This is a genomic window from Prauserella salsuginis, from assembly GCF_024648885.1.
GTDB classification, from domain to species: domain Bacteria; phylum Actinomycetota; class Actinomycetes; order Mycobacteriales; family Pseudonocardiaceae; genus Prauserella; species Prauserella salsuginis.
The window spans coordinates 328,653-354,176 of the sequence record NZ_JANBBF010000012.1 but is presented as its reverse complement, the minus strand read 5'-3'; the positions used below and the strand labels follow the sequence as shown (position 1 = coordinate 354,176).

Here is a 25,524-nt window from a genome sequence, read left to right as displayed (position 1 = left end):
GGGTCGGTGAGCACTGCCCACGGGAGCGTCGCCGCGGTCGACCTGGGCGCGTCGGGCGGGCGCGTCATGCTCGGCCACGTCGGCGAGCACGAGCTGCGGCTGGAGACCGTCAACCGGTTCGAGAACGAACCGGTGCGCACGCCCGACGGGCTGCACTGGAACATCCTCGAGCTCTACCGGCGGCTGCGGGAAGGAGTCGCCGAGGCCGCGATCCGGGCGCCCGGCCTGCTGAGCGTCGGCATCGACTCGTGGGCCGTCGACTACGGCCTGCTGCGCGCGGGCACGCTGCTCGGCGTTCCGTACCACTATCGCGACCCGCGGACCGCCAACGGGGTGCGGGACGTGCACGCGGTCGTCGGTCCCGAGGAGCTGTACCGGCACAACGGGCTGCAGCATCTGCCGTTCAACACGCTGTTCCAGCTCGCCGCTGACCGGCGCACGGGACTGCTCGACGTCGCGGACCGGATGCTGCTGCTGCCGGATCTGCTGGCCTACTGGCTGACGGGAGTGCAGGTCGCCGAACGCACCAACGCGTCGACCACCGGGCTGCTCGAGCCCGGCGGCGAAGCGTGGAACCGGGCGCTGCCGGAGCAGCTCGGCATCGACCGTTCCCTGCTACCTCCCCTGGTGTCGCCCGGCGACTCGATCGGCGAGACCGAGGTACGGGGCGGACACCGGACCCGCGTCACCGCGGTCGGTTCGCACGACACGGCGTCGGCGGTGGCGGCCGTACCCGCGGCCGAGGAGTCGTTCGCCTACATCTCGTGCGGCACCTGGTCGCTGGTGGGTGTCGAGTTGGCCGAGCCGGTCCTGTCGGAGGAGTCGCGCGCGGCCGGGTTCACCAACGAGCTCGGCGTCGACGGCCGGATCAGGTATCTGCACAACGTCACGGGACTGTGGCTGCTGAGCGAGTCCGTGGCGCACTGGCGCGGCAACGATCCGGACGTCGACCTGTCCACGCTGCTCGCGCAGGCGGCCGACGTGCCACCGGGGCGCGTGCCGGTGTTCGACACCGACGACGAGCGATTCCTGCCGCCCGGCGACATGCCCGCGCGGATTGCGGCGTGGCTGTCCGAACACGACCTGCCCGTCCCCGGAACCCGGCCCGAGTTCGTGCGGTGCATCCTGGAAAGCCTTGCCGAGGCCTACGCCCGGACGATCACCACGGCGGAGAAGCTGACGGGGCGCTCCGTACCGGTCGTGCACATGGTCGGCGGAGGATGCCGCAACACCCTGCTGTGCCGGCTCACCGCCGAGCGCACGGGCCGCCCGGTCGTCGCGGGCCCGGTCGAGGCGACGGCCACCGGCAACGTGCTCGTCCAGGCACGAGCCGCGGGGCTGATCCGCGGAGGCCTCGACGACCTCCGTGCCCTCGTCGCCCGTACCCACCACCTGGAGACCTACTTGCCGTCGTGAGCGGTTCGCCGAGCCGGCACATGCCGGCCTCCGCCGCCGGCCGCCCAGGGCCGACGGCGGCGGAGACCGGCCGTCGCGGCAGCGGCTCACCCGCTCATGCGGGGACCGACTGTTCGGCCGGTGCACGCGGAGTGGTCAGCAGGCTGCCGACGACGAGTGCCAGTACGGCCAGTGGCAGGGCGACGAGCACACTGTTCCAGTCGAAGGGCTTGTCGAGGCCGAACTCCCATCCGACGGTCGCCACGATGCCGGTGATCATCGACGCGATACATCCGACGGCGGTCGCCCGCCGCCACAGGAATGTCGCGAGCAGGGACGGCGTCACGACCGCGCCGTACATGGTGTACGCGAACACCTGGATCTCCAGCACCCCGGGGAAGAACTCGCCGATCACGAACGCCGCCGCGCCGAGCAACACGATCGTCATCCTCGTCAGCAACAGCTCCCTGCGGGAACCACGTTCCTTCTTCGACAGCGAACCGTAGATGTCACGGACCAGGTTCCCCGCGGACGACAACAGGTACGAGTTGGCGGTCGTGATGATGAACGCGGTCGCGGCCATGAGCATGATCGCCCCGAGCGCCACCGGCAACGAGTCGGTCGAGAGCCGCAGCACCGCGGTGTCCGGTTGGATCGCAGGGAGCAGCACCGCCGCACCCGAGGAGATGACGATGACCGCCCCGTAGAACAGCAGGTCACCTGCCAGGAATCCGACGGTCGATCGTTTCGCCACTTCCGGGCTCTGTGCGGCACTGAACCGCTGGTACATGTTCTGGTCGCCCAGAATCAGCAACAGCGTCGGCAGCACGTACCCCAGCATCTGGATCGGGGTCAGTCCGCCGCTCCACGTCATGTGGTCCTCGGGGAGCCGCTCGGCCAGGCCGCCGAAGCCGCCGAGCGTCACGAGCACGAAGATGAACGCCCCGACCAGGCCGATGGTGATGAGCAGCGCGCTCAGCGCGTCGGTGTAGGCCACCGAGATCAGCCCGCCACTGAACGCGAGGAACACGACCACTACGAGCCCCACGATCTTCGCGACGCCCTCGGGGAAGCCCGTCGTGAGGTGCAGGATGTAACCGAGGCCGCGCACCTGTTCGGAGACGATCGCGCTGTAGGCGATCACGATCGCCACGGCGGTGACGATCCGGACGGACGGTCCGTAGCGTTGCTGCATGAGCTCGGGAACCGTGTACTTGCTGTGCTCGCGGACGCGCTTGGCGAGGAACAGGTACATGATCAGGATGCCCAGCGGAGCGCCGATGCTGTAGAAGATGCTCGCGAGCGGCCCGTAGGTGTACGAGAACGACGCCCGCCCCATGATCGTGCCCGCGCCCGTCCAGGTGGCCAGCAGCGTGCCCATCAGCACGAGCCTGCCGAGCCGCTGTCCGGCCAGCATGAAGTCGTGATTGTTCTTGATCTTCCTCGCCGCCCAGAAGCCGATCGCGACCATCGCGGCGACGTAGGCACAGATCGAGCCGAGAATCAGCGCATCCCTCATGGCTCACTCCTCACCACGCGAGCGCCCTGCACGACCGTGCGGATGTTGCCGGGGTCGGCCAGCACGGTGACGTCGGCGAGCGGGTCCTCGTCGAGGACGACCAGGTCGGCGTGCGCCCCCGGCGCGAGCGTGCCGAGCTCACCTCGCATGCCGACGAGCGCCGCCGCGTTGGTCGTCGCCGCCCGGATGACGTCGAGCGGGCGCTGTACCTGCGCCCTGATGCGGAACTCCTCGTTCTGCCTCCGCTGCATCCCGCCGAGCAGGTCGGAGCCGTAGGCCAGCCGCACGCCCGCCCGTGAGGCCGTCTCCAGCGCGCCGAGGCCGTTGTCGAGCACTTCGCCGACCTTCTCCCAGCTGGCCTGCGGCAACCCGTGGTCCCGGCCCTCCTCGCGCAGCGCGAAGTAGGTCACGAGCGTGGGGACGAGGAACGCATCACGTTCGAGCAGCAGCTCCACCGTGCGGTCGTCGAGCAGGTTACCGTGTTCGACGCAGTGGACACCCGCCTCGAGCGCACGGTTGATGGCGTACGGCGGGTAGGCGTGCACGGTGACGTAGCGGCCCGCCGCCTCGGCCTCGTCGACGGCCGCGCGCAGCTCGTCCATCGAGTACTGCGTCGAGCCGATCCTGTCCCCCAGTGACGACACCCCGCCCGAGGCGTGCAGCTTCAAGTGGTGGGCACCGCGCCGCAGCTCCTCCCGGACGGCCTTGCGCACCTCGTCCGCGCCGTCGACGACCCGGCCGGTTCCGGAGCAGCACGGGTGCCCGTCGACGTGGTTCTGCTCGACGGTCCGCTTGTCACCGTGCCCGCCCGTCTGGCTCAGGGCCTTGCCGCCGTAGAACAGTCGTGGCCCGCGGATGAGTCCCTCTTCCCGAGCCCGTGCCAGGCCGAAATCCGCGCCGCCGGTGTCGCGCACGGTCGTGAACCCGCGGTCGAGCATCGCACCCATGTTGCGGACGGCTCCGGCCGTGACATAGGTCGGCGGCGCGTCGGCGACCACGGTGAGGTTGCCGCTGAAGGCGAGGACGTGCACGTGGCAGTCGATCAGGCCCGGCAGCACGTGTCCGCCGTGGACGTCGAGCACCGGGATGTCGGACGCCGGGCGGATGCGGTCGTCGACCTCGACCACCCGGCCGTTCTCGCACCGTAGGTCGGCTCGCCGGTACTCCCCCTGCTCCGGATCGAGCACGTGGGCGTCGCGGACGAGGAGCGTTGCGGTCATCGGACTAACCTCCGATCAACAGAACAATATGACCGCATACCTTCACCTGATGAGGTGAATCTGTCAATATGGATCCATACATGACTCTGATCGTTCACACAGAGCGCTCGTGCTAGAAACAGGACATGCTGGCGGAGACCCTCGACCCCGAAGACCTCGACCTCGTCGCGGCGCTGCAGCTGGCGCCACGGGTGAGCTTGCAGGTGCTTGCGACGACGCTCGGGATCTCGACGGGCACCGTCAGCAGGCGGTTGACGAGACTGCGCGAGCACTACGGGCTCCGCATCGTCGGCCAGATCCCCTGGTGGCTAGACGGCGCCACCCCGCACCACGTGTGGATCTCCACGGCGCCGGGACACGCACGCGAGGTCGCCACGGCCGTCGCGGACCTGCCCGAGGCACAGTTCGTCGCGTCGACCACGGGCCGCGCCGACGTCTACTGCATCCTCCACCCCCGCCGGCGCGCGGACGCCGCGGAGCTGCTGGCCACGACTTTGCCGTCGATCGCAGGCATCCTCACGACACACTCGGAGCTCGGTCTGCACCGGTACGTCTCCGGGTCGCGGTGGCGCCTGCACCGGCTGACACCGCAGCAGGAGGAGACACTCGCCGCGCACCGGCACGGCGCACCGCCCGACGCCCCGGTGCCGATGGACGACGACGAACGTGCCGTCGCCGCGGTACTGCACCGCAACGGCAGAGCGAGTGCCGCCGAGATCGCCCGCGAGCTCGGCAGGAGCGCGTCCACGGCGTATCGCACGACCCAATCGGTGCTCGACCGCGGGCTCGTGCAACCACGTGTCGAGATCGAGCCGGCGTTGCTGGGCTACCCGCTCGAGGCCGTCGTCTCCCTGGCCACGTCACCGGCGTCGATGCGCAGCGTCGCCACCGCCCTGGCAGGCCACGAGTCCGCGCGCTACGTGACCACCGTGGCCGGGACGTCCTCGGTCCTCCACCACGGGCTGTTCCACCACGAGGACGACCTCGCGACGTTCCTGTCCGACGACCTCGGCAGGCACCCCGGCATCACCGGATTCGAGGTGTCGACCGTCCTGTCGGTGCTGATGCGGTACTGGTCCCCGCGGCGCTAGCGGCACAGACCACCGGGCGCCCCGCAGGCCGGGACGCCGGTCAGTAGAGCTCGATGACGAGCTTGTCGGTGAGCGCGCGCGAGACGCACAGTGCCATCTGGTCGCCCGCCGATCGGTCGGCCGCCGACAGGCACCGGTCCCGATGATCCGGGGTGCCTGCCAGCACGCCGGACACGCACGATCCGCAGATCCCTTCCTCGCAGGATTTGAACACCTCGATGCCGTTCTCGCCGAGCACGCTGAGGATCGACTGCCCCGCCGGGATCTCGAACGTCTCCCCCGTGTCCAGTTCCACGGTGAAGGCATCGTCCTCGCCCGCCTCGTCCGCGGCGGCGACGAAGTGTTCGATGTGGACCCGCTGTTCGCCCACCACCGGGGCGCAGGCCGTCACCACCTCGGTCATGAACCCTTCCGGCCCGCACGTGTAGACGTGACTCCCCGGCGTCAGCTCCGGCACCAGATCCGCCAGCACCGCGGGAAACTTGTCCCGCGGGGTACCGAACCGCAGGTGGACCCGGCCCCGGAACTCGGTGACACTCTCGAGGTGGTCGACGAACGCGGCCTCCTCTCTGGAGCGCGCGAAGTAGTGGAGTTCGAACTCCGCTCCCCTGGCGGCCAGTTCGTAGGCCATGCCCAGCAGTGGTGTGACACCGATGCCGCCAGCGACGAGCAGGTGCCGGTCGGCGTCCGGGGCGAGCGTCAGCAGGTTCCGCGGCTGCCCGACCTCCAGGGAGTCGCCTACCGAGACGGTGTGCAGCGCCTGGGAACCACCGCGCGAATCCGGCTCCCGCTTGACGGCGATGTGCAGTGACGATCGGTCACTCGGCCTGCCACACAGCGAGTACTGCCGGGTCAGCCCCGTCGGGCCGACGACGTCGACGTGCGCGCCCGCCTCGTACGCCGGGAACTCCGCGCCGTCGGTCCTGGTCAACCGCAGACTGCGGATGTCGGCCGTCTCGTCGACGACGTCCGCCACTCGTACGGGGATCCTGTGCATCGCCATGCTCACTTCCGTTCCCGCCCTCCGGGCATCAGCGCAGATACAGACCACCGTTGACGTCCCAACACGCTCCGGTCACCGAGGCGGCCCCCGGAGACGCGAGCAGGGCGACCGTGTCGCCGATGAACGCCGGATCACCGAGCCGGCCCACCGGGATCGCCGACGCGAACGACTCGAGGTTCTCCTCACCGACGATCGACCGCACCATCGGGCTGTCCTGCGGTCCCGGCGACACCGCGTTGACGGTCACGCCGCGGGGAGCGAGTTCGCGGGCGAACACCTTGGTCGCCGACAGGATGGCGCCCTTGGACGAGGCGTAATGACCCCCGGTGGCCGTCCCGCCGTTCTGACCGGCCAGCGATGCCATGTTCACGATGCGGCCGTATCCCTGTTCGGCGAAGTGCGCCCCGAAGATCTGGCACGCCTGGAACGTTCCCGCGACGTTGACCGCCAGGACGTCGTCGAGCTCCTCGGCGGTGATCTCGAGCAACGGCGTCGCCCGGGTGCGCGCCGCATTGTTCACGAGCACGTGCGCGCCGCCGAAGTCCGCGAGCACCCGAGAGAGCAGGTCCTCCAACGCGGCCCGGCCCCGTACGTCCACGCCGTACCCCTTCGCCGTGTGCCCGGAGCGGTCGAGCTGTCCCGCCACCGCATCGGCGGCGTAGCCGTCCACGTCGGCGATCGCGACGCGGTATCCGTGTTCGTGCAGCCGACGCGCGATCGCCTCGCCGAGTCCCGCTCCACCGCCGGTCACGACCGCGGTCTGTGCCGCGCTCACAGCAGGAACCCCGCCGCGGGCACCGCGTCCTCGCTGTCGACCAGCCGGACGATCTTCAGCGCGATCCGGTCACCGGCCGGGCCGTCGGCGGCCAGGCGGACCCGGTGCGTCAGGTCGGCGGCCCAGATGTCGTGCCGCCGTCGCTTGTAGGCGATCAGCACCTGCGCCGAGCGCAGCACCACCTCGGTGTCCGATACCGACTCCGGCACGAATCGCGACACCGTGCGTACCGTGCGGGCGGCGTCGACCGCGGCGATGGCGTAGCCCTCGGTCATCCGCCCCACCCGCAGCTCCCGCATACGGGCGTCGTCGTAGACCATGTTGAGCGTGTTCTCGAAATCGTCGGTGTCCGGATCGATCGGCACCACGTAGAACCCGTCGCCGGTGAACAGCTCGTTCCACCCGACGTAATCGGCGCGGTCGAGCAGCTCGGCCTCGCGCCACACGAGGTCGATCGCCCTGGCGACCCTCGCGTCGGTCGTGCTCACCGGCTCGGCCACGGCCGGCGCTGTGGTGGCTTCAGTCATCGCGCATCATCCGCTTCCACTGGTTGTACGCCGCGCGCATGCCGGTCTCGTCGGTCACGTGCGACGTCGGCCATCCCTCTGCACTCGTCTTCTCCCGCGCGCTGCCGCGGTTGACCAGGATCGGCATCGCCGGTTCGGCCCGCGCGCCACGCTGAACCCGGTCCCAGCCTTCGGCGTCGTCCGGCGTGCCGAACCCGAACGGCCCCTGGAAGTGTTCGTGGATCCGCAGTCGCTCACGGTTCAGCGGGTCCAGTTCGGACGGTCCGTCGGGGCCGATCGCGATGTGCTCGATCACCGTCTCGTCGACCGCGACGGGCCGCAGCACCCGAAAGAACGCGGACGACATCGCCACGTTCGGGAACAGGTTGAGGTTGAATCCGGTGCCGTGCATCGCACGCAGCAGTCGGCGTACCTCCGTATCGGAGAAGGATTTCGACAGTTCCGCCGCGAGGTCGTCGAACCTGCCCTGCAACGGCTCGCTGCCGTCGTCGACGTCGAGGTCGGCGTGTTCCGGCACCATCTGCATGACACTGTGGCCGTTACCAAGGTCGTGGGTGATCGCATCGGGGTCGGTCATGAACGACATCATGTCCGCCGTTTCGGCATCGACCGACGCCATCCAGGACCGGTGCACGATCGGGAAGTGGTAACCGTCCGTCGTGTTCTCGAGCTGGATCTTCCAGTTCCCCTTGAATCGGAACTGGTGCTTGCCGAGAACCTTGATCGGGTAACCGCCACCCTGCTTCATGAACCGGTCGATCCACAGCTTCGCGTCGCCGAGGAAGTCGGCGAGCGGCTCGACGTCCTCCGCGAAGGTCGCGAAGACCATGCCGCCGTAGCTCTCGGTGCGCAGCTTCCGCAGCGACAGGTCACGCTTCTCGACGACGCCTTCGTAGCCGTCGGGGTACGGAATGCCGCGCAGTGTGCCGTCGAGGCCGTACGACCACGCGTGATACGGGCAGGTGAACCCGTTCGCACGGCCCTGCGGCTTCTCGCACACGCTCGCGCCGCGGTGGCGGCACCGGTTGAGCATCGTGTGCAGGTTGTTCTTGCGGTCACGGGTGACGATCACCGGCTGCCTGCCGACGTAGGTCGACTTGAAGCTCCCCGGCGTCGCCAGTTCGCTCTCGTGGGCGACCCACACCCACGTGGTTTCGAAGATGGCCGCCATCTCGCGTTCGAAGATGTCGGGATCGGTGTAGAGCCGGCCGGCCACGCGGTCCGCTGCCACCAGGTCCGCGGGCGCTGTGTCATCGATGTACTGGTTCATCCGGGCTTCTCCGTAATGTCATTCGGGGAGCGTGACGTCGTCGCGGACCGTGAGCGCACGGCCCATCCGCGCCTCGACCTTGGCGAACCGCCAGAGTTTCGCGTCGCCGTCGCCGACCGGGGTCGTGCGGAACAGGTTGCAGGCGGCCTTGACCGTGTCCTGGGAGTCGACGTCGGCCAGGATGTAGCAGGTCCACGGCCAGCCATCCGACGGACCGACCAGGTGCGAGTCGTCGTCCATATCACCGATGAAGTCGACGCCCGGCATCTCCTTGATACCGTCCATCATGGACACGAACGCTTTCCAGACGTCGCCGGGCGCGATGCCGCCGGAGGGAAGATCGAAGAAGTTCTGGTTGATTCCGATGCAGAAGAGCACGCGAAGCGGTTGTGCGGTCACGCCGGCCTCCTTGCCGTCACGGGGTTCACGGTGTCGCTGACGGACGTCGCGGCACCTGTCACTGAAAACCGGGAGTCGTGGGGTCCAGCCCCATCAGGACCGCCCCGGCGGAGTCGTACATGGCGGGGCCGAGGAACGCGTGCTGCTTCGGCACGAGCGCGTCACCGAGCAGTCGCTGCAGCGGGTGGCTCCGGTTGATCGGTGCCGTTCCGGAGATCTCCACGAGGTCACCGACGACATCAGAGGCGGTCTTCGCCAGGTGCGCCGAGGCCAGCCGCAGGTGGGCGTTCTGCTCGTCGGTGGCCGGGTCACCTGCCACGACCGTTTCCCACACCTCGTGGCTGAGGTCGTAGAACCACGCCCTCGCCGAGCGGAGTTCCGCCTCGGCCGAGGCGACCCGGGTCCGGTAGTGCGGCCGGTCGGCGAGTTTCGGGGCTCCGGTCACCCCGGCATAGCCGCCGCCGACCTGTTCGGCGTGATCGAGCGCGGCCCGTGCGACGCCCGAGCCGACGACGGCCAGCACCTGCGCGGCGTATGCGATGACCGGATACCGGTAGAGCGGTTCGTCCACAGTGGCCTCGCCGCCGCGGATGAAGGTCCACTCGCGCGGCACCTCGGTGTCGCGGACGACCAGATCGAACGATCCGGTACCCCGCATCCCGACGACGTCCCATTCCTGCACGATCTCGACCTGATCGGGGCTGAGCAGTGCCGTGCGCGGCTTGCCCCCAGTCGACGAGTCCCCGGGGATACCGACCCCGAGGATGTCGGCGCCCATGCAGCCGCTGGCGAACTTCCACCGCCCGTCCACGCGGAATCCGCTGTCGGTGGCCTCGGCAGGCTGAATCGGGAACAGGCCGGCGGCGAACGTCACGTCGGGGCCGTTGCGGTAGAGCTCGGCCTGGGTTTCGACCGGCAACGCCGCGAGATAGATCAGCGCGGAACCGAAGCTGGCGACCCAGCCGGTCGATCCGTCCACGGCGGAGATCCGTTCGATCCGGTCCAGGAATTCGGCGGGCGGCAACGGCCGCCCGCCGAATTTCGCGGGCGTGGACGCGCGATAGATCCCGACTTGTTTGAGGCGCTCGACGAAATCCTTCGGGACGTATCGCTGCTCGTCGAACTCGGTTCTCCGGTCCTCGAGTTCCGCCAGCACGTCGTCGAAGGTGACGGCGTCGTCGCCGCGTCCCCGCGTTTCCACGGATTCGCGTACCCGCGTCTGCACCATTGCTCCTCCTCGTTCGACCGACTTCGACGCTACGAAGCCGCAACGGGACGCGGTATTGGGTATTGCCGATGCCGGCCTAGGGGATTTCTTCAGCCCCGCTCCCCGCGGCCGGCGTTCTACCCTGACCGAATGCACGTCGATCCCCAGGCACCCGAGATCACGGCGAACGACTTCGTCGCGATGATGCGAGCCACGAAACTCTGCGTCCTGATCCACGACGCCGACACCAAGAACATCCTGTGGGCGAATCCGGCCGCGTGCGAGATGCTCGGCTGGAGCGTCACCGAGCTTCGCCCACTCAAGGCCAACCACATGAGCAGCTCGGCCCAGCAGTACGACCGCGTGATCGGCAGGGCGTGGCTGCAGGAGGCCGTCGACAAGGGCGCCAGCAGGATCGAGTGGCACTACCGCTCCAAGAGTGGCCGGGTGATCCCCACCGACGCGGTCGCCGTCCGGGTGGAACTGGACCGGGGCACCGCCGTGATGGTGCAGTTCCGCGACATCGAGCGGGAACAGCAGATCGAACGGGAACTGCGGCTGACGACGTCCTACATCGACGCGCTCGCCCGGCACACGTCGACGATCGCGCTCATGCTGGACTCGGCCGGAACACTGCGTTTCGCCACGGACACCGCCGTGGCACGCATCGGCGCGACCCCGAACGAGCCGCTGGGCCCGCTCACCGACTACGGCAGGCTGTGGCTGGAGGGACGTACGGTCACGTGGGACGAGGCCCTGGCGCGGGCGAACCCGTCGACCGCCATCCAGCTCGAGGTCGCGCACGACGACGGCACGTCGGTGTGGCTCGAGGGAAGCCTCGAATCCGTTCAGGACGCCGGCGACCACGCACTGCTGATGATCCTGCACGACGTCTCCGACCGGGTTCAGGGCGAGGTGCGACGTGAGCGCGAGCTCCACCGCGAGAACTACCTGGCGCGGTACAACGCGATGGGCGACATGGCGATGGCGATCGCCCACGAGCTGGGCCAGCCGCTCGCGGCCGCAGGAAACTTTCTCGCCGGTGTCCGAGCTCGCAGTCGGTCGCTGGCCGAGGCGGGAACGGTCCCGCCCGAGGCCGCATCCCAGCTGTCGTTCGGTGTCGACAGAGCGGTCGGGCAGATCGAACGCGCCAGCACGATCGTCGACGCGGTGCGTGAGTTCGTCGGCCACCTGGAGCAGGTGGACCAGGTCGTGGACCTGGGCGACGTGCTCGACCAGTGTCTCCACTTCGTCCGGCTTCGCGCGGTGCCCGCCGGCGTGACAGTCACGGTGCACCCTCATCCCGAACCGGTGCTGGTGCGCTGCGAACGCGTCCTCACGGGCCAGGTGCTCCTCAACTTCTGCGTCAACGCGATCGACGAGATGACCTCGTGCCAGCAGCAACGGCGAGAGCTCACGATCACGACCCGTCTCGACGACGGCTTCGGCGTCCTCACGGTCGACGACCGGGGCCGCGGGCTGCAGCACGATCCGTTCGAGGAGTCGTTCACGTCCAAGGCGCACGGCAGTGGCATCGGCCTGGCACTCAGCTATCGCGTCATCACCCGGCAGCACGGCCGGATCTGGGCCGAGCCGCGGGACGAGGGCGGATCGCGATTCGGCTTCGCGCTGCCGCTCGCCGACGACGAGGAGTAGGGGAAACCCTCAACGGGCCCGGTGTAAGTCTCGATATCGACACCGTGACCGGAGTCGTAACGTCGCAGCAGGAACCAGACAACGGCGCCCCGGCCCACGCGCTCGTCGCAGGAGGAATCGTGTCAGAGCTGTCGAATGCCCAGCGTGAGTTCCGCTCCGCAATGGCGAAACTGCCCGCGGCGGTGAACGTGATCACCACGGACGGCGCCCTCGGCCCCGCCGGGATGACGGTCAGCGCGACCTGCTCGGTGACCGATACACCTCCCACGATGCTGGTGTGTGTGAACCGCTCGAGCCGCTCGCACGACATCTTCACGGCCAACGGAAGGGTCGCCGTGAACGTGCTCGGCGCGGACCAGGACGAACTCGCGCTCCACTTCGCCGGTGCGACGAAGGTTCCGACCGCCGAACGGTTCGCCGAAGGGTCCTGGGACTTCACCACCCACGGCGTTCCCGTGCTGCAGGACGCGCTGGTCGCGGTCGTCGGCCGGATCGTGGCCGACCGCACCCTCGGCTCGCATTCGGTGCTGTTCGTCGAGGTCGACGCCGTCCACACACACGCAGACACCGGAGCGCTGGTCTATTTCCAACGCCGGTTCCACAGTCTTGCCACGCCGTCGCTGAGCGCGTAGGCACTGGCGCGTGAGCATTCATGCGAAGGAGGGTCTGGTGACCGAGCGGGACGACGAAGGTATTCGGATGACGCTTACCTGCTACAACGACACGCACGGATACGGCTGGCGGCACGTCGACCTCTTCGAGCACGACCGCGACGGCAGGGAGCGGAGCTGGGTGCACTGGCAGGTTCCCGAGGACGGGCCCGAGGCTGCCGACGCCGTGACCGCAGCGGTGGAGCCGCTGCTGCGGCGTACCTCGGAATGGCGGCACGGGGTGAGCGCGAGCGGCATGGACTTCTGGGTCGCCGACGCGGCATGGGGCCAGCCGTGACGGGCCCGGCGACGCCCCGCGAGCCGTGGTCGCTGCGCGAGCTGCACCGCGACCTCCGCGACGGGCGGACCACCCCGGCCGACGCGCTCGCCCGCTCGCGTGCGGCCGTCTCCGACACCGAACCCGAGGTGCGTGCCTGGGTGGCGCACGCTCCGGAATCCGAGCCCCGCGACACCGGGCCGCTGGGCGGCGTTCCGCTCGGCGTGAAGGACATCATCGACGTGGCTGGATTCCCGACGAAATGCGGTACATCGCTGCGGGAGGACGCCGCACCGGCCAACAGGGACGCCGCGATCGTCACGTCGTGGCGACGGGCGGGCGCGATTCCGGTCGGCAAGACGGTCACCACGGAGTTCGCCTACTTCTCGCCCGGTCCCACCCGGAACCCGCGGGATCCCGGCCGCACTCCCGGCGGTTCGTCGAGCGGCTCGGCCGCAGCCGTGGCCTCGGGACACGTCCCCCTGGCGCTGGGCACCCAGACCGCAGGGTCGGTGACCCGGCCCGCGTCCTTCTGCGGCGTGGCGTCACTGGTCATGACCCATGGCCGGATCGCCATGGACGGCACCGCCGGGTTGAGCCCGAGCCTCGACAGCCACGGCGTGTACGCCGCAGGAGTCACCGATCTCGCGCTGGCCTGGTCGGCGTTCACCGGCGAGGTGGATGCCGGCTCGACGGCACCCCGTCCACCGCGACTGCTGCTGTGGACCGCGAAACCGCTCGGTGTCGTCGAGGACGGGATGCGCGAGGCGATCGACGGCACGGCCCGCCGGTTGGCCGAGGCCGGGGCGGTCGTCGACGCGTTTCCGGAGGAGGATCTCGTCGCGGAGGCGGTCGCGGCCCAGAAGGTCGTGATGGCCTACGAGGCCGCCCGGGAACGTGCTGCGGAACTGGCCGTGGCGTCCTGCATAAGCGAGCAGCTCGCGACGCTGTTGCGGTCCGGGGACGCGATGCCGGACACCGAGTACGACGCTGCTCGGGACCGGCTCGCCGAGATCGGCGCCGCGCTGACCCGCCTGTCGGAGTCCTACGACGCCATCGTGGGTCCCGCCGCGCCCGGCCCGGCTCCGATGGGCCTGTCGGCCACGGGCGACCCGGTGCTGAGCAGGCCGTGGCAGGCGCTCGGCCTGCCCGTGGTCACCGTGCCGGGCGCCGCCGACGCCGCCGGGTTGCCGCTCGGCGTTCAGCTCGTCGGACGGGCGCGGGACGAACAGTCCCTGCTGGCCGCAGGCTGCTGGGCCGAACGCGCCGTCAGCGGCCAGGTGTGACGCCGGCACCGAGGCTCGGTCGCCGTCACCGGGCCTCGGTCGCACCGGCACCGTGGCACGGTCCTGCCTCACCGGTGAGGAAGACACGGCGATGCGACCGCCGCCGTCGCATCGCCGTCGCCGTCCGATCACGACGGCACCGCCAGCGTTGAACAGCAGCTCTCCGGACCGCCCTTCGAACGCAGCTCTCCGAACGCAGCTCTTCGGACGCCCAGCCGCGCCGGAACGTTCAGACCGATACCCGGTGCAGCAGGATGTCCCGCACCAGCGCGCCGAGCGTCTCCGACTCGGTCTTGGACTTGATGCGGGCACGGTGGACGTCGACCGTCTTCACGCTCATCCCCAGCTGCTTGGCGATGAGCTGACTGGACAGGCCCTCGATGACCAGCCGGAGCACTTCCCGTTCACGTTGGGTGAGAGTGTCGATCCGCTGCGTGATATCCCGGCGTCCCGCGTGCTCGGCGAACCGCTCCTTGGCCTCGTGCAGGTGCTTCTGGACGACCTCGAGCATCCGCTGTGTCTGGTAGGGCTTCTCCAGGAAGTCGACCGCTCCCTGTTTGAGCGCTCGCACCGACATGGGAATGTCGCCGTGCGCCGAACAGAAGATCACCGGTGCCGGGTAGTCGGCGGCAAGCAGCCGCTCCTGCAGTTGGAATCCGCTGATCTCCGGCATGCGGATGTCGACGATGACGACCGCGGGCTCGTCGGCGTCGAACTCGTCGAGGAACGACGTCGCGTCCGGATAGCTCAGCGCCTGGATCCCCACGCTCTCGAACAGGAAGACCAGTGACTGCCGCAGATCCTCGTCGTCGTCCACGATGTGCACGACCGGGTCCGGGCCGGACGATTCGGTCGATGTCATCGGGTTGTCCCTCCGGGGGTCGTGGCGGCTCCGGCTGCGGCGCCTCCTACGGCTTCATCAGCACCGAGGCCGCAGGGTAATCACTCGCCCAGTCCTCGCCCAGCGGCGCGACGAACACGTTCTCGGTGCGGGTCCTGCTGATCCTCCACGATCCGCCTTCCTTCCGGAAGGAGTTGTTCAGGCGGCTCGACCGCAGCAGGCCCGTCCCGTCGGAGAACAGCCACGGCTGCATGTGGATCCACTGGCCGGTCGCGGTGTCGCGGTCGACCCGGATCTGTTCCGACGTCAGGTAGTGGGCGTTGAGCACGAGCGCCGGGGTGCGCTCTGCTGCCCAGAACCGCTCGAAGTGTGCACGGATCGCGGCCGCGCCTTCTGCCTTGCCGAACTGGTTGTCGTAATACTCGCCGACGCCCTCCCACACCGCGTCGTCGGTGTAGAGCTCCATGATGAGGTCGATGCGGTGCTGATCGTCCCGGACTCCGAACTCGGGATTCGGGGTGTCGCACAGGAACATGTAGCGCGCCTGCAGTCGGCGGATGTCGGCCTCGGCCTCCAGCGCCTCGATCCGTGAGACGAGCGCGTCGATCGTCCTGTCGTCACTCATCGGTCGTATCTCTCCTTCATCGCTGGGCTGTACGGCCGGTCCGGTCATCGCGTGCCCACGGGGTCGCCTTCGTCCTCGACGCTGCCGCGCCCGGTGACCGCTTTCGTCCGGAGCATGCGGAACACCGCACGATCGCGTTCGGCAGCCACACCGCGGGACGGCGCCGCCACCGCCACGGCGATCGACACGAGCAGGCTCAGCGGCACCGTCACCAGTGCGGGGTTGCTGAAGCCCAGGACCGCGGACGAGCCGAGTACGGCGGGACTGAGCAGGATGATCCCCATCGAGCTGACGAGTCCCACCGCCATGCCCCACAGGACGGCCCGTGCTGTCATCCGGCGCCAGTAGATCGTGAGCAGCAGGGCGGGCAGGTTGGCGCTCGCGGCGACGGCGAACGCGAGCGAGGCGAGGAAGGCGACGTTCTGATCCACGGCGGCCAGCGCCAGCAGAACGCCGACCGCACAGGTCGCCAGCGTCGCGATCCGTGCGGACACCAACTGTGCCCGCGGAGTCACCGAGCCACGTTTGATCACCTGGGCGTACAGGTCGTGGGCGATGGCACCGGACGCCGCGATGACGAGTCCGGACAGCACCGCGAGGATGGTCACGAAGGCCACCGCGGACACGAGCGCGAGCAGCGCCCCTCCCCCGACGGTCTCGGCCAGCTGCGCGACCGCGAGGTTGCCCGCGGGATTCTGTGCCGTGATCGCGTCCCGCCCCACGATCAGGGAGGCGCCGTAGCCGATCACCGGGATCATCAGATAGAACGCGGTGAACACCCAGATCGCGGTGATCGCCGACGACCGTGCCGCGCGCGCGTCGGGGACGGTGAAGAAACGGATCATGACGTGCGGCAGGCCCAGCACTCCGAGCACGAGACCGAACACCTGGGACAGCTGGTCGAAACCGGCCAGCGGGGACTCCCGGCCCGGTGCGACGGCCTCCGCCCCGAACGTCTCGAACGCGTCCTGGAACACGCCCAACGGATTGCCGCCGTAGCGGACGAGCACGAGCACGAACAGGGTGACCGCGCAGGCCAGCATCAGTGTGGTTTTGACGATCTGGATCCAGCTCGTGGCCAACATCCCACCGAGCATGGTGTAGACCGTCGTCAGGCCGCCGATCACCAGTACGGCCACCGTGTAGTCGACCCCGAACAGCAGCCGCACGAGCAGAGCCGCGCCGACGAACTGCGCCACGAGGTAGAGGGTGCTGATGATCAGCGTGCTGCCCGCCATCACGGCGCGCACGCTGCGGCCCTCGAACCGGGTGGCCAGCACATCCGCGAGGGTGAACCGCCCCAGGTTGCGGAGCGGTTCGGCCACCAGCAACAGCGCGAGCACGTACGCCACCGGCACGAACACCGCGAGGTAGAACCCGCTGAAGCCGGACAGGGCGATGGCTCCGGTCACGCCGAGGAACGACGCCGCGGACACGTAGTCGCCGGCGATGGCCAGGCCGTTCTGCTTGCCGGTGAGCTGACCGTCGGCGACGAAATGGTCGGCGGCCGACTTGCCCCGCCGCGCCGCGACGTAGGTGATGACCAGCGTGAGCCCGACCAGGACGCTGAACACGATCGCGGAATAGATGTTCATGACCGCTCCTTCCAGGCCTGCTCCGACGCCCGGTCGAGTTCCCTGGCACGCACCGAGTACCGGGCCGCGGCGAAGAGTGCGACGGGGAACTGCACGAACGCGTAGATCCACGCCCACGTGATGCCGCTACCGACCACGCCGTCCAGCACATCGGTGAACTGCCCGAGAATGGGCAGTGGGAAGAAGAACAAGCACGTCAGTGCGGAAAGCTTTCCGACGAGCCGCGTCCGTTTCCGGACCAGGTCGTCGAAAACATTCCATTCCGTTTCGGCCGGCTCGGGTCCTGGCACGCCGGGATCGTCGTGCGGCATATCCGCGCCCCTTCTGTCAGCGGTCGAGAGCCTCGGCCGTCGACCGGTACTGCGAAGCCTGGCAACATAAACCACCAGCTCGTCGCCTGAGCCCTCACGGACACAGCCGGTTCGGGTACTCGCAGAGGCTACGAACCCGCATTCCGTGCCGACAATGAGCGTTACTCCCCTTCGGGATCGGAGAAATCCCGCTCACCACTAAAGAAATTCCCGATACCGCCGGGAGGCGTCGTGTGTTGTTACGCGCGGGCGGTGACGGTGCCACCGACCAGTGACCGCGATCAGCGACGGCGGTGTGTCGGTGTCGGGACGGCGGATTCCGGCGGCGCACGCGGGGCCGCACGGTCGGCCCTGTCGGGCGGGTTCGGTCAGCCGACGACGCGGAAGCCGAGGTTCCCGCTGGTGCTGTCCGGCGTGTTCTTGGTCCGCGCGGCGACCCGGTACCGGTTGCAGTAACTGTGGTGACACAGGTACGAACCGCCACGCAGCACCTTCGCGGAACCGTCGGCCGGTCCCGCAGGATTCGCGACCGGCGCCGCGGTGTGGTCGGTGGACCACCAGTCCCCGCACCATTCCCACACGTTGCCGGCCACGTTGTACAACCCGTGGTCGTTCGGCTCGAACGCGTCCACGGGCGCGGTCCCCCGGTACCCGTCCTCGACAGTGTTCTTCGCCGGGAACGCGCCCTGCCAGATGTTGCAGCGGTGGACACCGCCCGGAGTCAGCTCGTCACCCCACGCGTAGCGCCGCTGGGCCAGGCCCCCGCGTGCCGCATACTCCCATTCGGCCTCGGTGGGCAGTCGCGTTCCCGCCCACCCGCAGTAGGCCACGGCGTCGTGCCACGACACGTGCACCACCGGATGGTCCTCCCGGCCTGCGGTCGAGCTTCCCTCTCCCTCCGGACGCGCCCAGTACGCCCCTTCGACACCGCACCACCACGGCGCACCGTCCGGCCGCGGCGCGCCCTTGCGCAGTCCGGAAGGTAGGAACGCGGCGAAAACGTAGGACCACCCGAAGCGCTCGGCGTCCGTGCGATACCCGGTGTCGGCCACGAACGCACCGAACTCGGCGTTGGTGACGGCGTACCTGGCGATACGGAAGGCGTCCACGGCCACCGGGCGCACCGGGCCCTCACCGTCGTCGGGAAACCCCTCCGTGTCGTCGGTTCCCATGAGGAACTCACCGCCGTCCAGCGACACCATCCCGTCGAGTGCGGCACTGCACGGTCCGCCCGCCCGGACCGGCGGCGCATCGGCGGCTCCGGTACCCGACCCGGTTCCACGCGAAGGCGCGCAGCAACTCGTCACCCCTGTCTGGACCCCTTCGCCGCTCACCGGACCACCCGCTCACAGCTCGACGGCGAGGGCCCGCAGATCCCGACAGCTCGCCGGCGCCGCAGGCCCCATCTCCCGGCCCGGCCCCGACTGCCTGAACCCGCCGAACGGCGCGTCGAACGCGTGCCGGCGCCGTTCACACTCACCCGGCCGGGCCCGGCCGGCCGCAGCTCAAGCCCGTTATCAGCGGCGGGCAGATCTGCGCGGTACCGCAGTTGCCGCACCACATTCGGCAATGCGACACCGCCGGTGCAGGTGCGCCGTGCACCCGTCTCGGACGACGCGGTGTCGGCGACGACATCGACGTCGGCCTCGAGATACTCGGCGGCCATTCGAGGGAAGGTCGCCCGAACGGCCCTTGACGCGTCGGCCCGGCTCGGGACGGTGGCCGCCGCCTCGGTTGCCGCACGCCGGGTGGCTGCCGGGCCGGCGAGCTGCGCTTCCCCCACAACGGCGCCGTCGGCGGGGTCCGTGGCCACCGCGCGCGGGCCGTCGAGGAAGTCGGCCCGTGCCCCTCCGACGAACGGCTGGTCCCGCTGCACACCCCGCACCGGGTGGCGCCTCACCTCCGCCGTCACGCGACCTCCCTGCCCTCCGGAACCACGACCGCTCCGCCCACTGTGGACGGATGACCAGGTCAACCGGCACAAATGCCACTACCACATCCGGCAATCATGCGTAATGATGATCAGAGTGCCATCGCGGCGAGCCGAGGACCAAGACCCGAACGTGTCACCGCCCATTCAGCCCACCTATCACGCCTGGTCACCGGCGCCGAAGGGACGAGAGGACGGACGGCCACCCACGCCAGCGGCCGCGGCCGGCCGGGACAAGGAGGTCCGATGGATCGACGACACCTCGAGTACTTCGTCGCGGTGGCCGAGCACGAATCGTTCACGGCTGCCGCCCACGCACTGCGGATCGCACAACCGTCGTTGAGCCAGGCCGTCAAGGCGCTGGAGAACGAGGTCAAGACCGAGCTGTTCCACCGAACGGCACGAGGAACCTTCCTGACGTCGGCAGGAGAGGCCATGCTCGGACCTGCCCGGCAGACATTGCGCGGGTTCGAGACCACGGCCGCGGCCGCCGTGAACGTCCGTGACCTGACGACGGGCTGGCTCGACGTCGCCGCAGTGGCGGGCGTCGCCACGGATCCGCTGTCGGACGTGCTCGCCCATTACCACGCGCGCCACCCCGGCGTGGTCCTGCACATCGCCGACTCGGGCAGTGCCGACATTGCCGACCTCGTCCGGACGGGCGCCCACGAACTCGCGCTGACCTGGAACCCGCGCAGCGACGAGGGCCTTGCCACCTACTCACTCGCGCCCGAACCGATCTACCTCGTGGTCGGCGCCGACCGCGGTTTCGCCCACGGCGCATCCGTGACGCCGGAACAGCTGGCCACGGTCGGCCTGGTCGTCAACACGGCGTCCCGTGTCTACCTCGCCGACCTGATGCGCGTGCAGGGCATAGTCCCGCGTATCACGGCCGAGACCACCGCACGCGAGGTCATCGTGCCGCTGGTACTCGGCGGTATCGGCGCTGCGCTCCTGCCGCCCCGCGCCGCGGCGGACGCCCGTAACCGCGGTGCCGTCGTGTGCCGGCTGGAGGTGCCGCTCACCCGTCAGGTCACGGCGATATGGCGGCCCGGTGAGCTCACCCCGGCGGCAGAGGCGCTCATCGGCATCCTCCGCACACCGGGCCTCACGGCACCCCCTGATCCGTTTCGGTGACCGTGCGTTGTCAGCCTTCGGCCGGAAAACCGATCACGCTACGTGCACCGTCGGACCCGTCCAGCGCATCGAGGCCGCGGTTCACGTCGTCGAGCCCGATCGTCTCCGAGATGAGCTCGTCCAACAACAGCCGGCCCTCCAGGTACAGCCGGCAGTAGTAGGGAACGGCCAGCCGGAAGTGGCGGGACCCCATCTTGCTGCCCTGCAAGCGCTTCTCCTGCAGCATCGAACGGGCCGGGATACGCACATCCTCATCGTCGGCAGAGAATCCGACCACGGTGGCGGTACCGAACGGCAGGATCATCGCGTACGCCTGCTCGATGGTCGCCGCACGGCCCACTGCCTCGAGCGCATGGTCCACACCGCCGCCGGTCAGCTCGTGCACCGCCGCGACGGGATCCACGACCGAGGCGTCCACGACGTCGGTCGCACCGAAACGGCGTGCCCGCTCCAGCTTCGCCGGCAGCACGTCGACAGCGACGATGCGGGATGCTCCGCGAAGCCGCGCTCCCTGTACCACGTTCAGCCCCACTCCGCCGCATCCGATGACGGCGACCGTGTCCCCCGCGTCGATGCGTGCGCGGTGTGTCACCGCGCCCACACCGGTGAGCACGGCACAGCCGAGCAGCGCGGCACGGTCGAGCGGCATGCTCCTCGGAATCGCTACCGTGGCGTTCTCGTGCACGAGCATCCGGGACGCGAAGCCGCCGAGACCGGTGAAGCCGGTGACTCGGACGCCTGCCCGAGTCAACCGCGGTGGCGCCGCATCGCCACGTTGGGCCGGCGGCGCCGGGCACTGCTGCGGGATGCCCCGCAGACACCGATCGCACGCCCCGCAGGATGGTGTCGCGGCCACCACGACGTGGTCGTCCACCTCGAGGGTGGTGACCGCCGAGCCGACCCGCTCCACCACTCCCGCCGACTCGTGACCGAGCACCAGCGGCAGCGGGAGATCCCTGGCCCCGAACTGCATCGTGCGATCGCTGTGGCAGATGCCGGACGCCACCGTGCGAACCAGCACCTCGTCGGGTGCCGGTTCGTCGACCGCCAGCTCGCCGACCACCAGTCTCGACCCGAACTCCTCGAGGATCGCCGCGCGCGTCGCCGTCATTCCCACTCCCTCCACGTTCCGACAGCCGTCATGGTCACCCCGCTTCCGGCAGGGGAGCCGGTGGCTCGACATCCGTCCGATCGGCCGCCGCTGGTGTCAGGCTGAAACCCTCGTAGTCGTTGTCGGCGACCCGTCGGCAGGCTTCCCGGTAGGCGACCAGACCGCCCGGGTACGGCATGAACACGCGAGGTTTGCCCGGCACGTTCGCCCCGAGGTACCACGAGTTCGCCTCCGGATAGAGCGTCCGGGACGCCAGCTCGTTCACGTGCTCGACCCAGCGGACCTCGGCATCCTCCGTGGCCTCGACGTGCCGAACGCCGGCCGAATCCATGCGTTCCAGCAGCTCGACGAGCCATTCCACGTGGTGCTCGATCGACACCACGACGTTCGTCAGTACCGAGGGGCTTCCGGGTCCTGCGACGACGAAGAGGTTGGGAAAGCCGGCCGTGGCGAGTCCGAGATAGGTGACCGGCCCGGCGGACCATTTCTCCCGCAGCGAGAGTCCGTGCCGGCCACGGATGTCGATGCGCGAGAGCGCGCCGGTCATCGCGTCGTACCCGGTGGCGAACACGATCACGTCGTACCGGTGGGTCCCCTCGGACGTGCGCACGCCCTCCCGCGTGATCTCCTCGATCGGATGCGCCCGCACGTCGACGAGTTCGACGTGCTCGTTGTTGTAGGTCGCGTAATAACCGGTGTCGACGCACAGCCGTTTCGCCGCGATCGGCACGTCCCGGGGACACAACCGGTCGGCGGTCTCCGGATCCTCGACGATCTCGCGGATCTTCGATCGCACGAACTCGGATGCGGCGTCGTTGGCACGGCGATCGGTCAGCACATCGGTGAACGCAGCGGGCAGGCCCGCTCCACCGCGTTCCCACCGCTGTTCGAACGCCGCCCGGCGCTCATCCGGCGGTACCTCCGTCGCGGACCGGTCGCCGCGCACGACTGTGGTCCCGGTCGGCGATTCCCGGGTGAGTCGCCGCCGGTCGGGGTAGGTCTCCTTGACGTGCCGCTTCTCCTCGGCCCCCAGCTCCCGGTTTCGGGCCGGCACGCTGAAGGTCGCCGTTCGCTGGAAGACGGTCAGGTGAGCGGCTTGTTCGGCGATCACCGGGATGGCCTGGACGCCTGAGGATCCGGTGCCGATGACCGCGACGCGCTTACCTTCGAACTCCACGCCCTCCAACGGCCAGCGACCCGTGTGGCAGGTTTCGCCCGCGAAACGCTCCATCCCCGGAATGTCCGGGGTCCGCGCAGCGGACAGACACCCCGTCGCCATGACCACGTACCGCGCGGTCACATCGTGTCCGCGATTGGTGCATACCCGCCAGAGCCCTGTGTCGTTGTCGAAACGGGCCGACGCGACACGCGTGTCGAGCGTGATGTCCTCGCGCAGGCCGTACCGGTCGGCGACGTGCTCGAGATAGGCCCGGATCTCCGGCTGCGCCGGATACCGTTCGGTCCACTCCCATTCCTGGTCGAGCTCGGGATCGAACGAATAGCTGTAATCCCAGCTCTCGATGTCGCACCGGGCACCCGGATAGCGGTTCCAGAACCACGTGCCGCCGACCCCGCCGCCCGCCTCGAACACGCGGACGCGGAGACCGAGGCCACGCAGCCGGTGCAGCATGTACAAACCCGAGAAGCCCGCGCCGACCACGACCGCGTCCAGGTCCGGGGTCGCCGCTCCCTCGGCTCGCTCGTCCGTCGTCACAGTTGCACTCCCTCCGTCTACCGACACCACACCCGGCGCACCGCCACCGGCACACACCGTCGCTGAAGCCGGACGAACCGGTCGATGGATGGTTCGCTCGCACGTACCCCGAACCACGCCCGCCTCACTGAGGCGGAACAGGGCCGACACTCCGACCCTCGGACCAGCAATGATGATCAGAATGGCGACCTTGCATGCGGAAGCGCAAATACCGGTTTCGCCAGCACGCCATTCACTCGCGCTATCACCCCTGGTCAACGCCCGTCATCAGCGTGGACAGACCCTTCGCCCGGGTGCGGATCATTGACATTCCGTCAAAACAATGCGAATGATTATCTTGCGTTCAACAGTACGCGTGCCCCATCGCACCGCTGTCCATATCGGACATCCCGATCACGTACCCACCGTCCGCCGACCGCCGACTGATCTATCCGAGGGCTGGAGGTCCTATGTCACAACAGGCCAACGCAGCACCGACGACACCGGGCACGCACGACCTGGTCGCCGCCCGTACGACCGTCCGACACCCCGCAGCCGACGACGTGCCCGGCCAGCTCGCAGCGATGGCCGCGTTGCGCGACCGCGAGGCCATCCGGGACCTCGCGCTCCTCTACACGCGCGCCGTCGACGGGTACGACCTCGATGCCGTCGTGGACATGTACACCGACGACGGCGTGTTCGAACGCCGTGGCCGCGCGAGTGCGGGCCGGGAGGCTCTCCGCGAGGCCTACGCCACGCCCATGCGGGCGTACCGCACCATGATTCACCGTGTCGACGCGCACGTCGTCGAGCTGACCTCCGCGTCCGACGCGGTCGGCTGGGTAGCCGGATATGCGGAGCTGGCCGACGACCACACGGTCGTGACCGCCGTGTTCCGCTACGACGACGTCTACCGCAAGGTCGCCGATCGCTGGCGGTTCGCCCACCGCGCGATCGGCTTCCAGTACGCGATGCCGCTCGAGGACCTCCCGACGGGACTCACCGCACAGGATCGCGTCCGGTGGCCGGGAACCGACCCGCGCGACGGCGACTACCCCGAGAGCCTGCCGGGTTGGACCGCGGTCCGCCGATGACCGCACGCACCATGCGAGACCGAGCAAGGGAGACCTCATGAGCACGAACGGCGGACGCCTCGCGGGCAAGGTCGCGCTGATCACCGGTGCGGCGTCCGGTTTCGGGCGCGCCGCAGCGGTACGTTTCACCGCCGAAGGAGCCGTCGTCGGCTGTGCCGATGTCGACCTCGACGGTGCGGAGGAGACCGCCACCCTGATCACGGAAATGGGCGGCAGAGCCGTGCCGATCCAGGCCGACGTGGCCAGCGGCGCCGACTGCGAGCGCATGGCCGACACCACCGCTGGCGAGTTCGGCAGGCTCGATGTGCTGTTCGCCAACGCCGGCGTTGCGGGCGTCGGCAGCGCGGTCAGCACGAGCGAAGCCGACTGGCAACGCGTGCTCGACATCAACCTCAAGGGCGTGTGGCTCTCCGCCAAGTACGCACTGCCCTACATGTTGGAGCAGGGCGCCGGCAGCATCGTCAATACCGCCAGCGTCGGCGGCCTCGTCGGAGTCGGCGAGATCCTGCCCTATTCCGCGGCGAAAGGTGGGGTCATCGCCATGACGAAACAGATGGCGTTCGACTTCAGTCCTCGCGGTATTCGGGTGAACGCGATCTGCCCGGGTACGGTACTCACACCGTTGGTCACGGCTACGTACGAAGAGCGGGCGGCGGGAGAGGTCGATCCGGGCGCCGCCGCCGACGAGGCACTGCAGCGGATGACGCAGAAGTACCCCATAGGGCGCGTCGGGACCACCGACGACGTAGCCAACATGGCGTTGTTCCTCGCCAGTGACGAAGCACAGTGGATCACCGGATCGGCACTGACCGTCGACGGTGGCTACACGGCACTGTGACGACGGCACCGTGACGACAGCTCTCGCGCACCGGTTTCGCGCGGAGGCGGCCACCCGAGCGCTTTCCCGCATAG

At 69.2% G+C, this 25,524-nt stretch carries 25 protein-coding genes; 9 read left to right on the top strand and 16 right to left on the bottom strand.

Annotated features, from left to right (window positions below; genetic code table 11):
- Positions 1 to 6: 6 nt before the first annotated feature.
- On the top strand, positions 7 to 1,416 hold the full coding sequence (locus tag LY40_RS19500) for a rhamnulokinase (RefSeq protein ID WP_258937742.1): 1,410 nt from the start codon (positions 7 to 9) through the stop codon (positions 1,414 to 1,416).
- A 94-nt stretch (positions 1,417 to 1,510) separates the two neighbouring features.
- On the opposite strand, the gene LY40_RS19495 is transcribed toward LY40_RS19500, so the two are convergent.
- Positions 1,511 to 2,914: a sodium:solute symporter family protein gene (locus tag LY40_RS19495; protein WP_221212784.1), complete on the bottom strand. Its 1,404-nt coding sequence runs from the start codon at positions 2,912 to 2,914 to the stop codon at positions 1,511 to 1,513.
- Positions 2,911 to 4,134, bottom strand: a complete 1,224-nt coding sequence (locus tag LY40_RS19490; RefSeq protein ID WP_183784618.1) for a metal-dependent hydrolase family protein — start codon at positions 4,132 to 4,134, stop codon at positions 2,911 to 2,913. Before LY40_RS19490 ends, LY40_RS19495 begins: the two co-directional genes overlap by 4 nt.
- A gap of 125 nt (positions 4,135 to 4,259) precedes the next feature.
- On the opposite strand from LY40_RS19490, the gene LY40_RS19485 reads away from it, so the two are divergent.
- Positions 4,260 to 5,225, top strand: coding sequence for an Lrp/AsnC family transcriptional regulator (locus tag LY40_RS19485; protein ID WP_228726060.1), 966 nt, complete (start codon positions 4,260 to 4,262; stop codon positions 5,223 to 5,225).
- A 40-nt stretch (positions 5,226 to 5,265) separates the two neighbouring features.
- On the opposite strand, the gene LY40_RS19480 is transcribed toward LY40_RS19485, so the two are convergent.
- Genes LY40_RS19480 through LY40_RS19455 form a run of 6 tightly spaced genes read right to left on the bottom strand, consistent with a single transcriptional unit; the run spans position 5,266 to position 10,427 of the window.
- The gene (locus LY40_RS19480; RefSeq protein ID WP_307876978.1) at positions 5,266 to 6,228 is read right to left on the bottom strand and encodes a PDR/VanB family oxidoreductase; all 963 of its coding nucleotides are present in this window, start codon (positions 6,226 to 6,228) and stop codon (positions 5,266 to 5,268) included.
- Between the two features lie 28 nt (positions 6,229 to 6,256).
- The gene (locus tag LY40_RS19475; RefSeq protein ID WP_183784616.1) at positions 6,257 to 7,003 is read right to left on the bottom strand and encodes an SDR family NAD(P)-dependent oxidoreductase; all 747 of its coding nucleotides are present in this window, start codon (positions 7,001 to 7,003) and stop codon (positions 6,257 to 6,259) included.
- A complete protein-coding gene (locus LY40_RS19470) occupies positions 7,000 to 7,530 on the bottom strand; it encodes an aromatic-ring-hydroxylating dioxygenase subunit beta (RefSeq protein ID WP_183784614.1) in 531 nt (176 codons plus the stop codon). The genes LY40_RS19475 and LY40_RS19470 overlap by 4 nt, the downstream gene beginning before the upstream one ends.
- Complete coding sequence (locus tag LY40_RS19465; RefSeq protein ID WP_258937741.1) at positions 7,523 to 8,800, bottom strand: aromatic ring-hydroxylating oxygenase subunit alpha; 1,278 nt, start codon at positions 8,798 to 8,800, stop codon at positions 7,523 to 7,525. The genes LY40_RS19470 and LY40_RS19465 overlap by 8 nt, the downstream gene beginning before the upstream one ends.
- Before the next feature lie 18 nt (positions 8,801 to 8,818).
- Positions 8,819 to 9,199 (bottom strand): hypothetical protein, encoded by a 381-nt coding sequence (locus LY40_RS19460; RefSeq protein ID WP_183784610.1) that lies wholly within the window; start codon positions 9,197 to 9,199, stop codon positions 8,819 to 8,821.
- Positions 9,200 to 9,257: 58 nt separating this feature from the next.
- On the bottom strand, positions 9,258 to 10,427 hold the full coding sequence (locus LY40_RS19455) for an acyl-CoA dehydrogenase family protein (protein WP_183784609.1): 1,170 nt from the start codon (positions 10,425 to 10,427) through the stop codon (positions 9,258 to 9,260).
- Between the two features lie 129 nt (positions 10,428 to 10,556).
- On the opposite strand from LY40_RS19455, the gene LY40_RS19450 reads away from it, so the two are divergent.
- From LY40_RS19450 to LY40_RS19435, 4 genes are all read left to right on the top strand, one after another.
- Positions 10,557 to 12,062, top strand: a complete 1,506-nt coding sequence (locus LY40_RS19450) for a PAS domain-containing sensor histidine kinase (RefSeq protein WP_183784607.1) — start codon at positions 10,557 to 10,559, stop codon at positions 12,060 to 12,062.
- Positions 12,063 to 12,181: 119 nt separating this feature from the next.
- On the top strand, positions 12,182 to 12,694 hold the full coding sequence (locus LY40_RS19445) for a flavin reductase (protein WP_258937740.1): 513 nt from the start codon (positions 12,182 to 12,184) through the stop codon (positions 12,692 to 12,694).
- 10 nt (positions 12,695 to 12,704) lie between these two features.
- Positions 12,705 to 13,010 carry a hypothetical protein gene (locus LY40_RS19440; RefSeq protein WP_258937739.1) on the top strand — a complete coding sequence of 102 codons (306 nt, stop codon included), beginning with the start codon at positions 12,705 to 12,707 and terminating at the stop codon, positions 13,008 to 13,010.
- Positions 13,007 to 14,275, top strand: a complete 1,269-nt coding sequence (locus tag LY40_RS19435; protein ID WP_258937738.1) for an amidase — start codon at positions 13,007 to 13,009, stop codon at positions 14,273 to 14,275. The genes LY40_RS19440 and LY40_RS19435 overlap by 4 nt, the downstream gene beginning before the upstream one ends.
- A 229-nt stretch (positions 14,276 to 14,504) precedes the next feature.
- Here the strand turns inward: LY40_RS19435 and LY40_RS19430 are convergent, their stop codons facing one another.
- The 6 genes from LY40_RS19430 to LY40_RS26575 form a co-directional block, all read right to left on the bottom strand.
- Complete coding sequence (locus tag LY40_RS19430; protein ID WP_183784602.1) at positions 14,505 to 15,137, bottom strand: response regulator transcription factor; 633 nt, start codon at positions 15,135 to 15,137, stop codon at positions 14,505 to 14,507.
- A gap of 46 nt (positions 15,138 to 15,183) precedes the next feature.
- On the bottom strand, positions 15,184 to 15,741 hold the full coding sequence (locus LY40_RS19425) for a nuclear transport factor 2 family protein (RefSeq protein ID WP_183784600.1): 558 nt from the start codon (positions 15,739 to 15,741) through the stop codon (positions 15,184 to 15,186).
- A gap of 44 nt (positions 15,742 to 15,785) precedes the next feature.
- Positions 15,786 to 17,336, bottom strand: coding sequence for a solute symporter family protein (locus LY40_RS19420; RefSeq protein WP_258937737.1), 1,551 nt, complete (start codon positions 17,334 to 17,336; stop codon positions 15,786 to 15,788).
- Positions 17,333 to 17,626, bottom strand: a complete 294-nt coding sequence (locus LY40_RS19415) for a DUF485 domain-containing protein (RefSeq protein WP_221212782.1) — start codon at positions 17,624 to 17,626, stop codon at positions 17,333 to 17,335. The genes LY40_RS19420 and LY40_RS19415 overlap by 4 nt, the downstream gene beginning before the upstream one ends.
- 389 nt (positions 17,627 to 18,015) lie before the next feature.
- Positions 18,016 to 18,954, bottom strand: coding sequence for a formylglycine-generating enzyme family protein (locus LY40_RS19410; RefSeq protein WP_443687889.1), 939 nt, complete (start codon positions 18,952 to 18,954; stop codon positions 18,016 to 18,018).
- Between the two features lie 23 nt (positions 18,955 to 18,977).
- Positions 18,978 to 19,460 (bottom strand): aldehyde dehydrogenase family protein, encoded by a 483-nt coding sequence (locus LY40_RS26575; RefSeq protein WP_372497763.1) that lies wholly within the window; start codon positions 19,458 to 19,460, stop codon positions 18,978 to 18,980.
- A gap of 363 nt (positions 19,461 to 19,823) precedes the next feature.
- Between LY40_RS26575 and LY40_RS19405 the strand changes: the two genes are divergently transcribed.
- Positions 19,824 to 20,714, top strand: a complete 891-nt coding sequence (locus tag LY40_RS19405) for a LysR family transcriptional regulator (RefSeq protein ID WP_258937735.1) — start codon at positions 19,824 to 19,826, stop codon at positions 20,712 to 20,714.
- Between the two features lie 10 nt (positions 20,715 to 20,724).
- On the opposite strand, the gene LY40_RS19400 is transcribed toward LY40_RS19405, so the two are convergent.
- Together LY40_RS19400 and LY40_RS19395 are read right to left on the bottom strand one after the other, a co-directional pair.
- The gene (locus LY40_RS19400) at positions 20,725 to 21,825 is read right to left on the bottom strand and encodes a Zn-dependent alcohol dehydrogenase (protein WP_258937734.1); all 1,101 of its coding nucleotides are present in this window, start codon (positions 21,823 to 21,825) and stop codon (positions 20,725 to 20,727) included.
- Positions 21,826 to 21,859: 34 nt separating this feature from the next.
- Entirely contained in the window at positions 21,860 to 23,539 is a 1,680-nt protein-coding gene (locus tag LY40_RS19395) for a flavin-containing monooxygenase (protein WP_258937733.1), read from the bottom strand.
- A gap of 449 nt (positions 23,540 to 23,988) precedes the next feature.
- Between LY40_RS19395 and LY40_RS19390 the strand changes: the two genes are divergently transcribed.
- Both LY40_RS19390 and LY40_RS19385 read left to right on the top strand, forming a co-directional pair.
- Positions 23,989 to 24,612, top strand: a complete 624-nt coding sequence (locus LY40_RS19390; RefSeq protein WP_258937732.1) for a nuclear transport factor 2 family protein — start codon at positions 23,989 to 23,991, stop codon at positions 24,610 to 24,612.
- A 37-nt stretch (positions 24,613 to 24,649) separates the two neighbouring features.
- The gene (locus LY40_RS19385) at positions 24,650 to 25,450 is read left to right on the top strand and encodes an SDR family NAD(P)-dependent oxidoreductase (RefSeq protein WP_183784584.1); all 801 of its coding nucleotides are present in this window, start codon (positions 24,650 to 24,652) and stop codon (positions 25,448 to 25,450) included.
- The last annotated feature ends 74 nt before the right edge of the window (positions 25,451 to 25,524 follow it).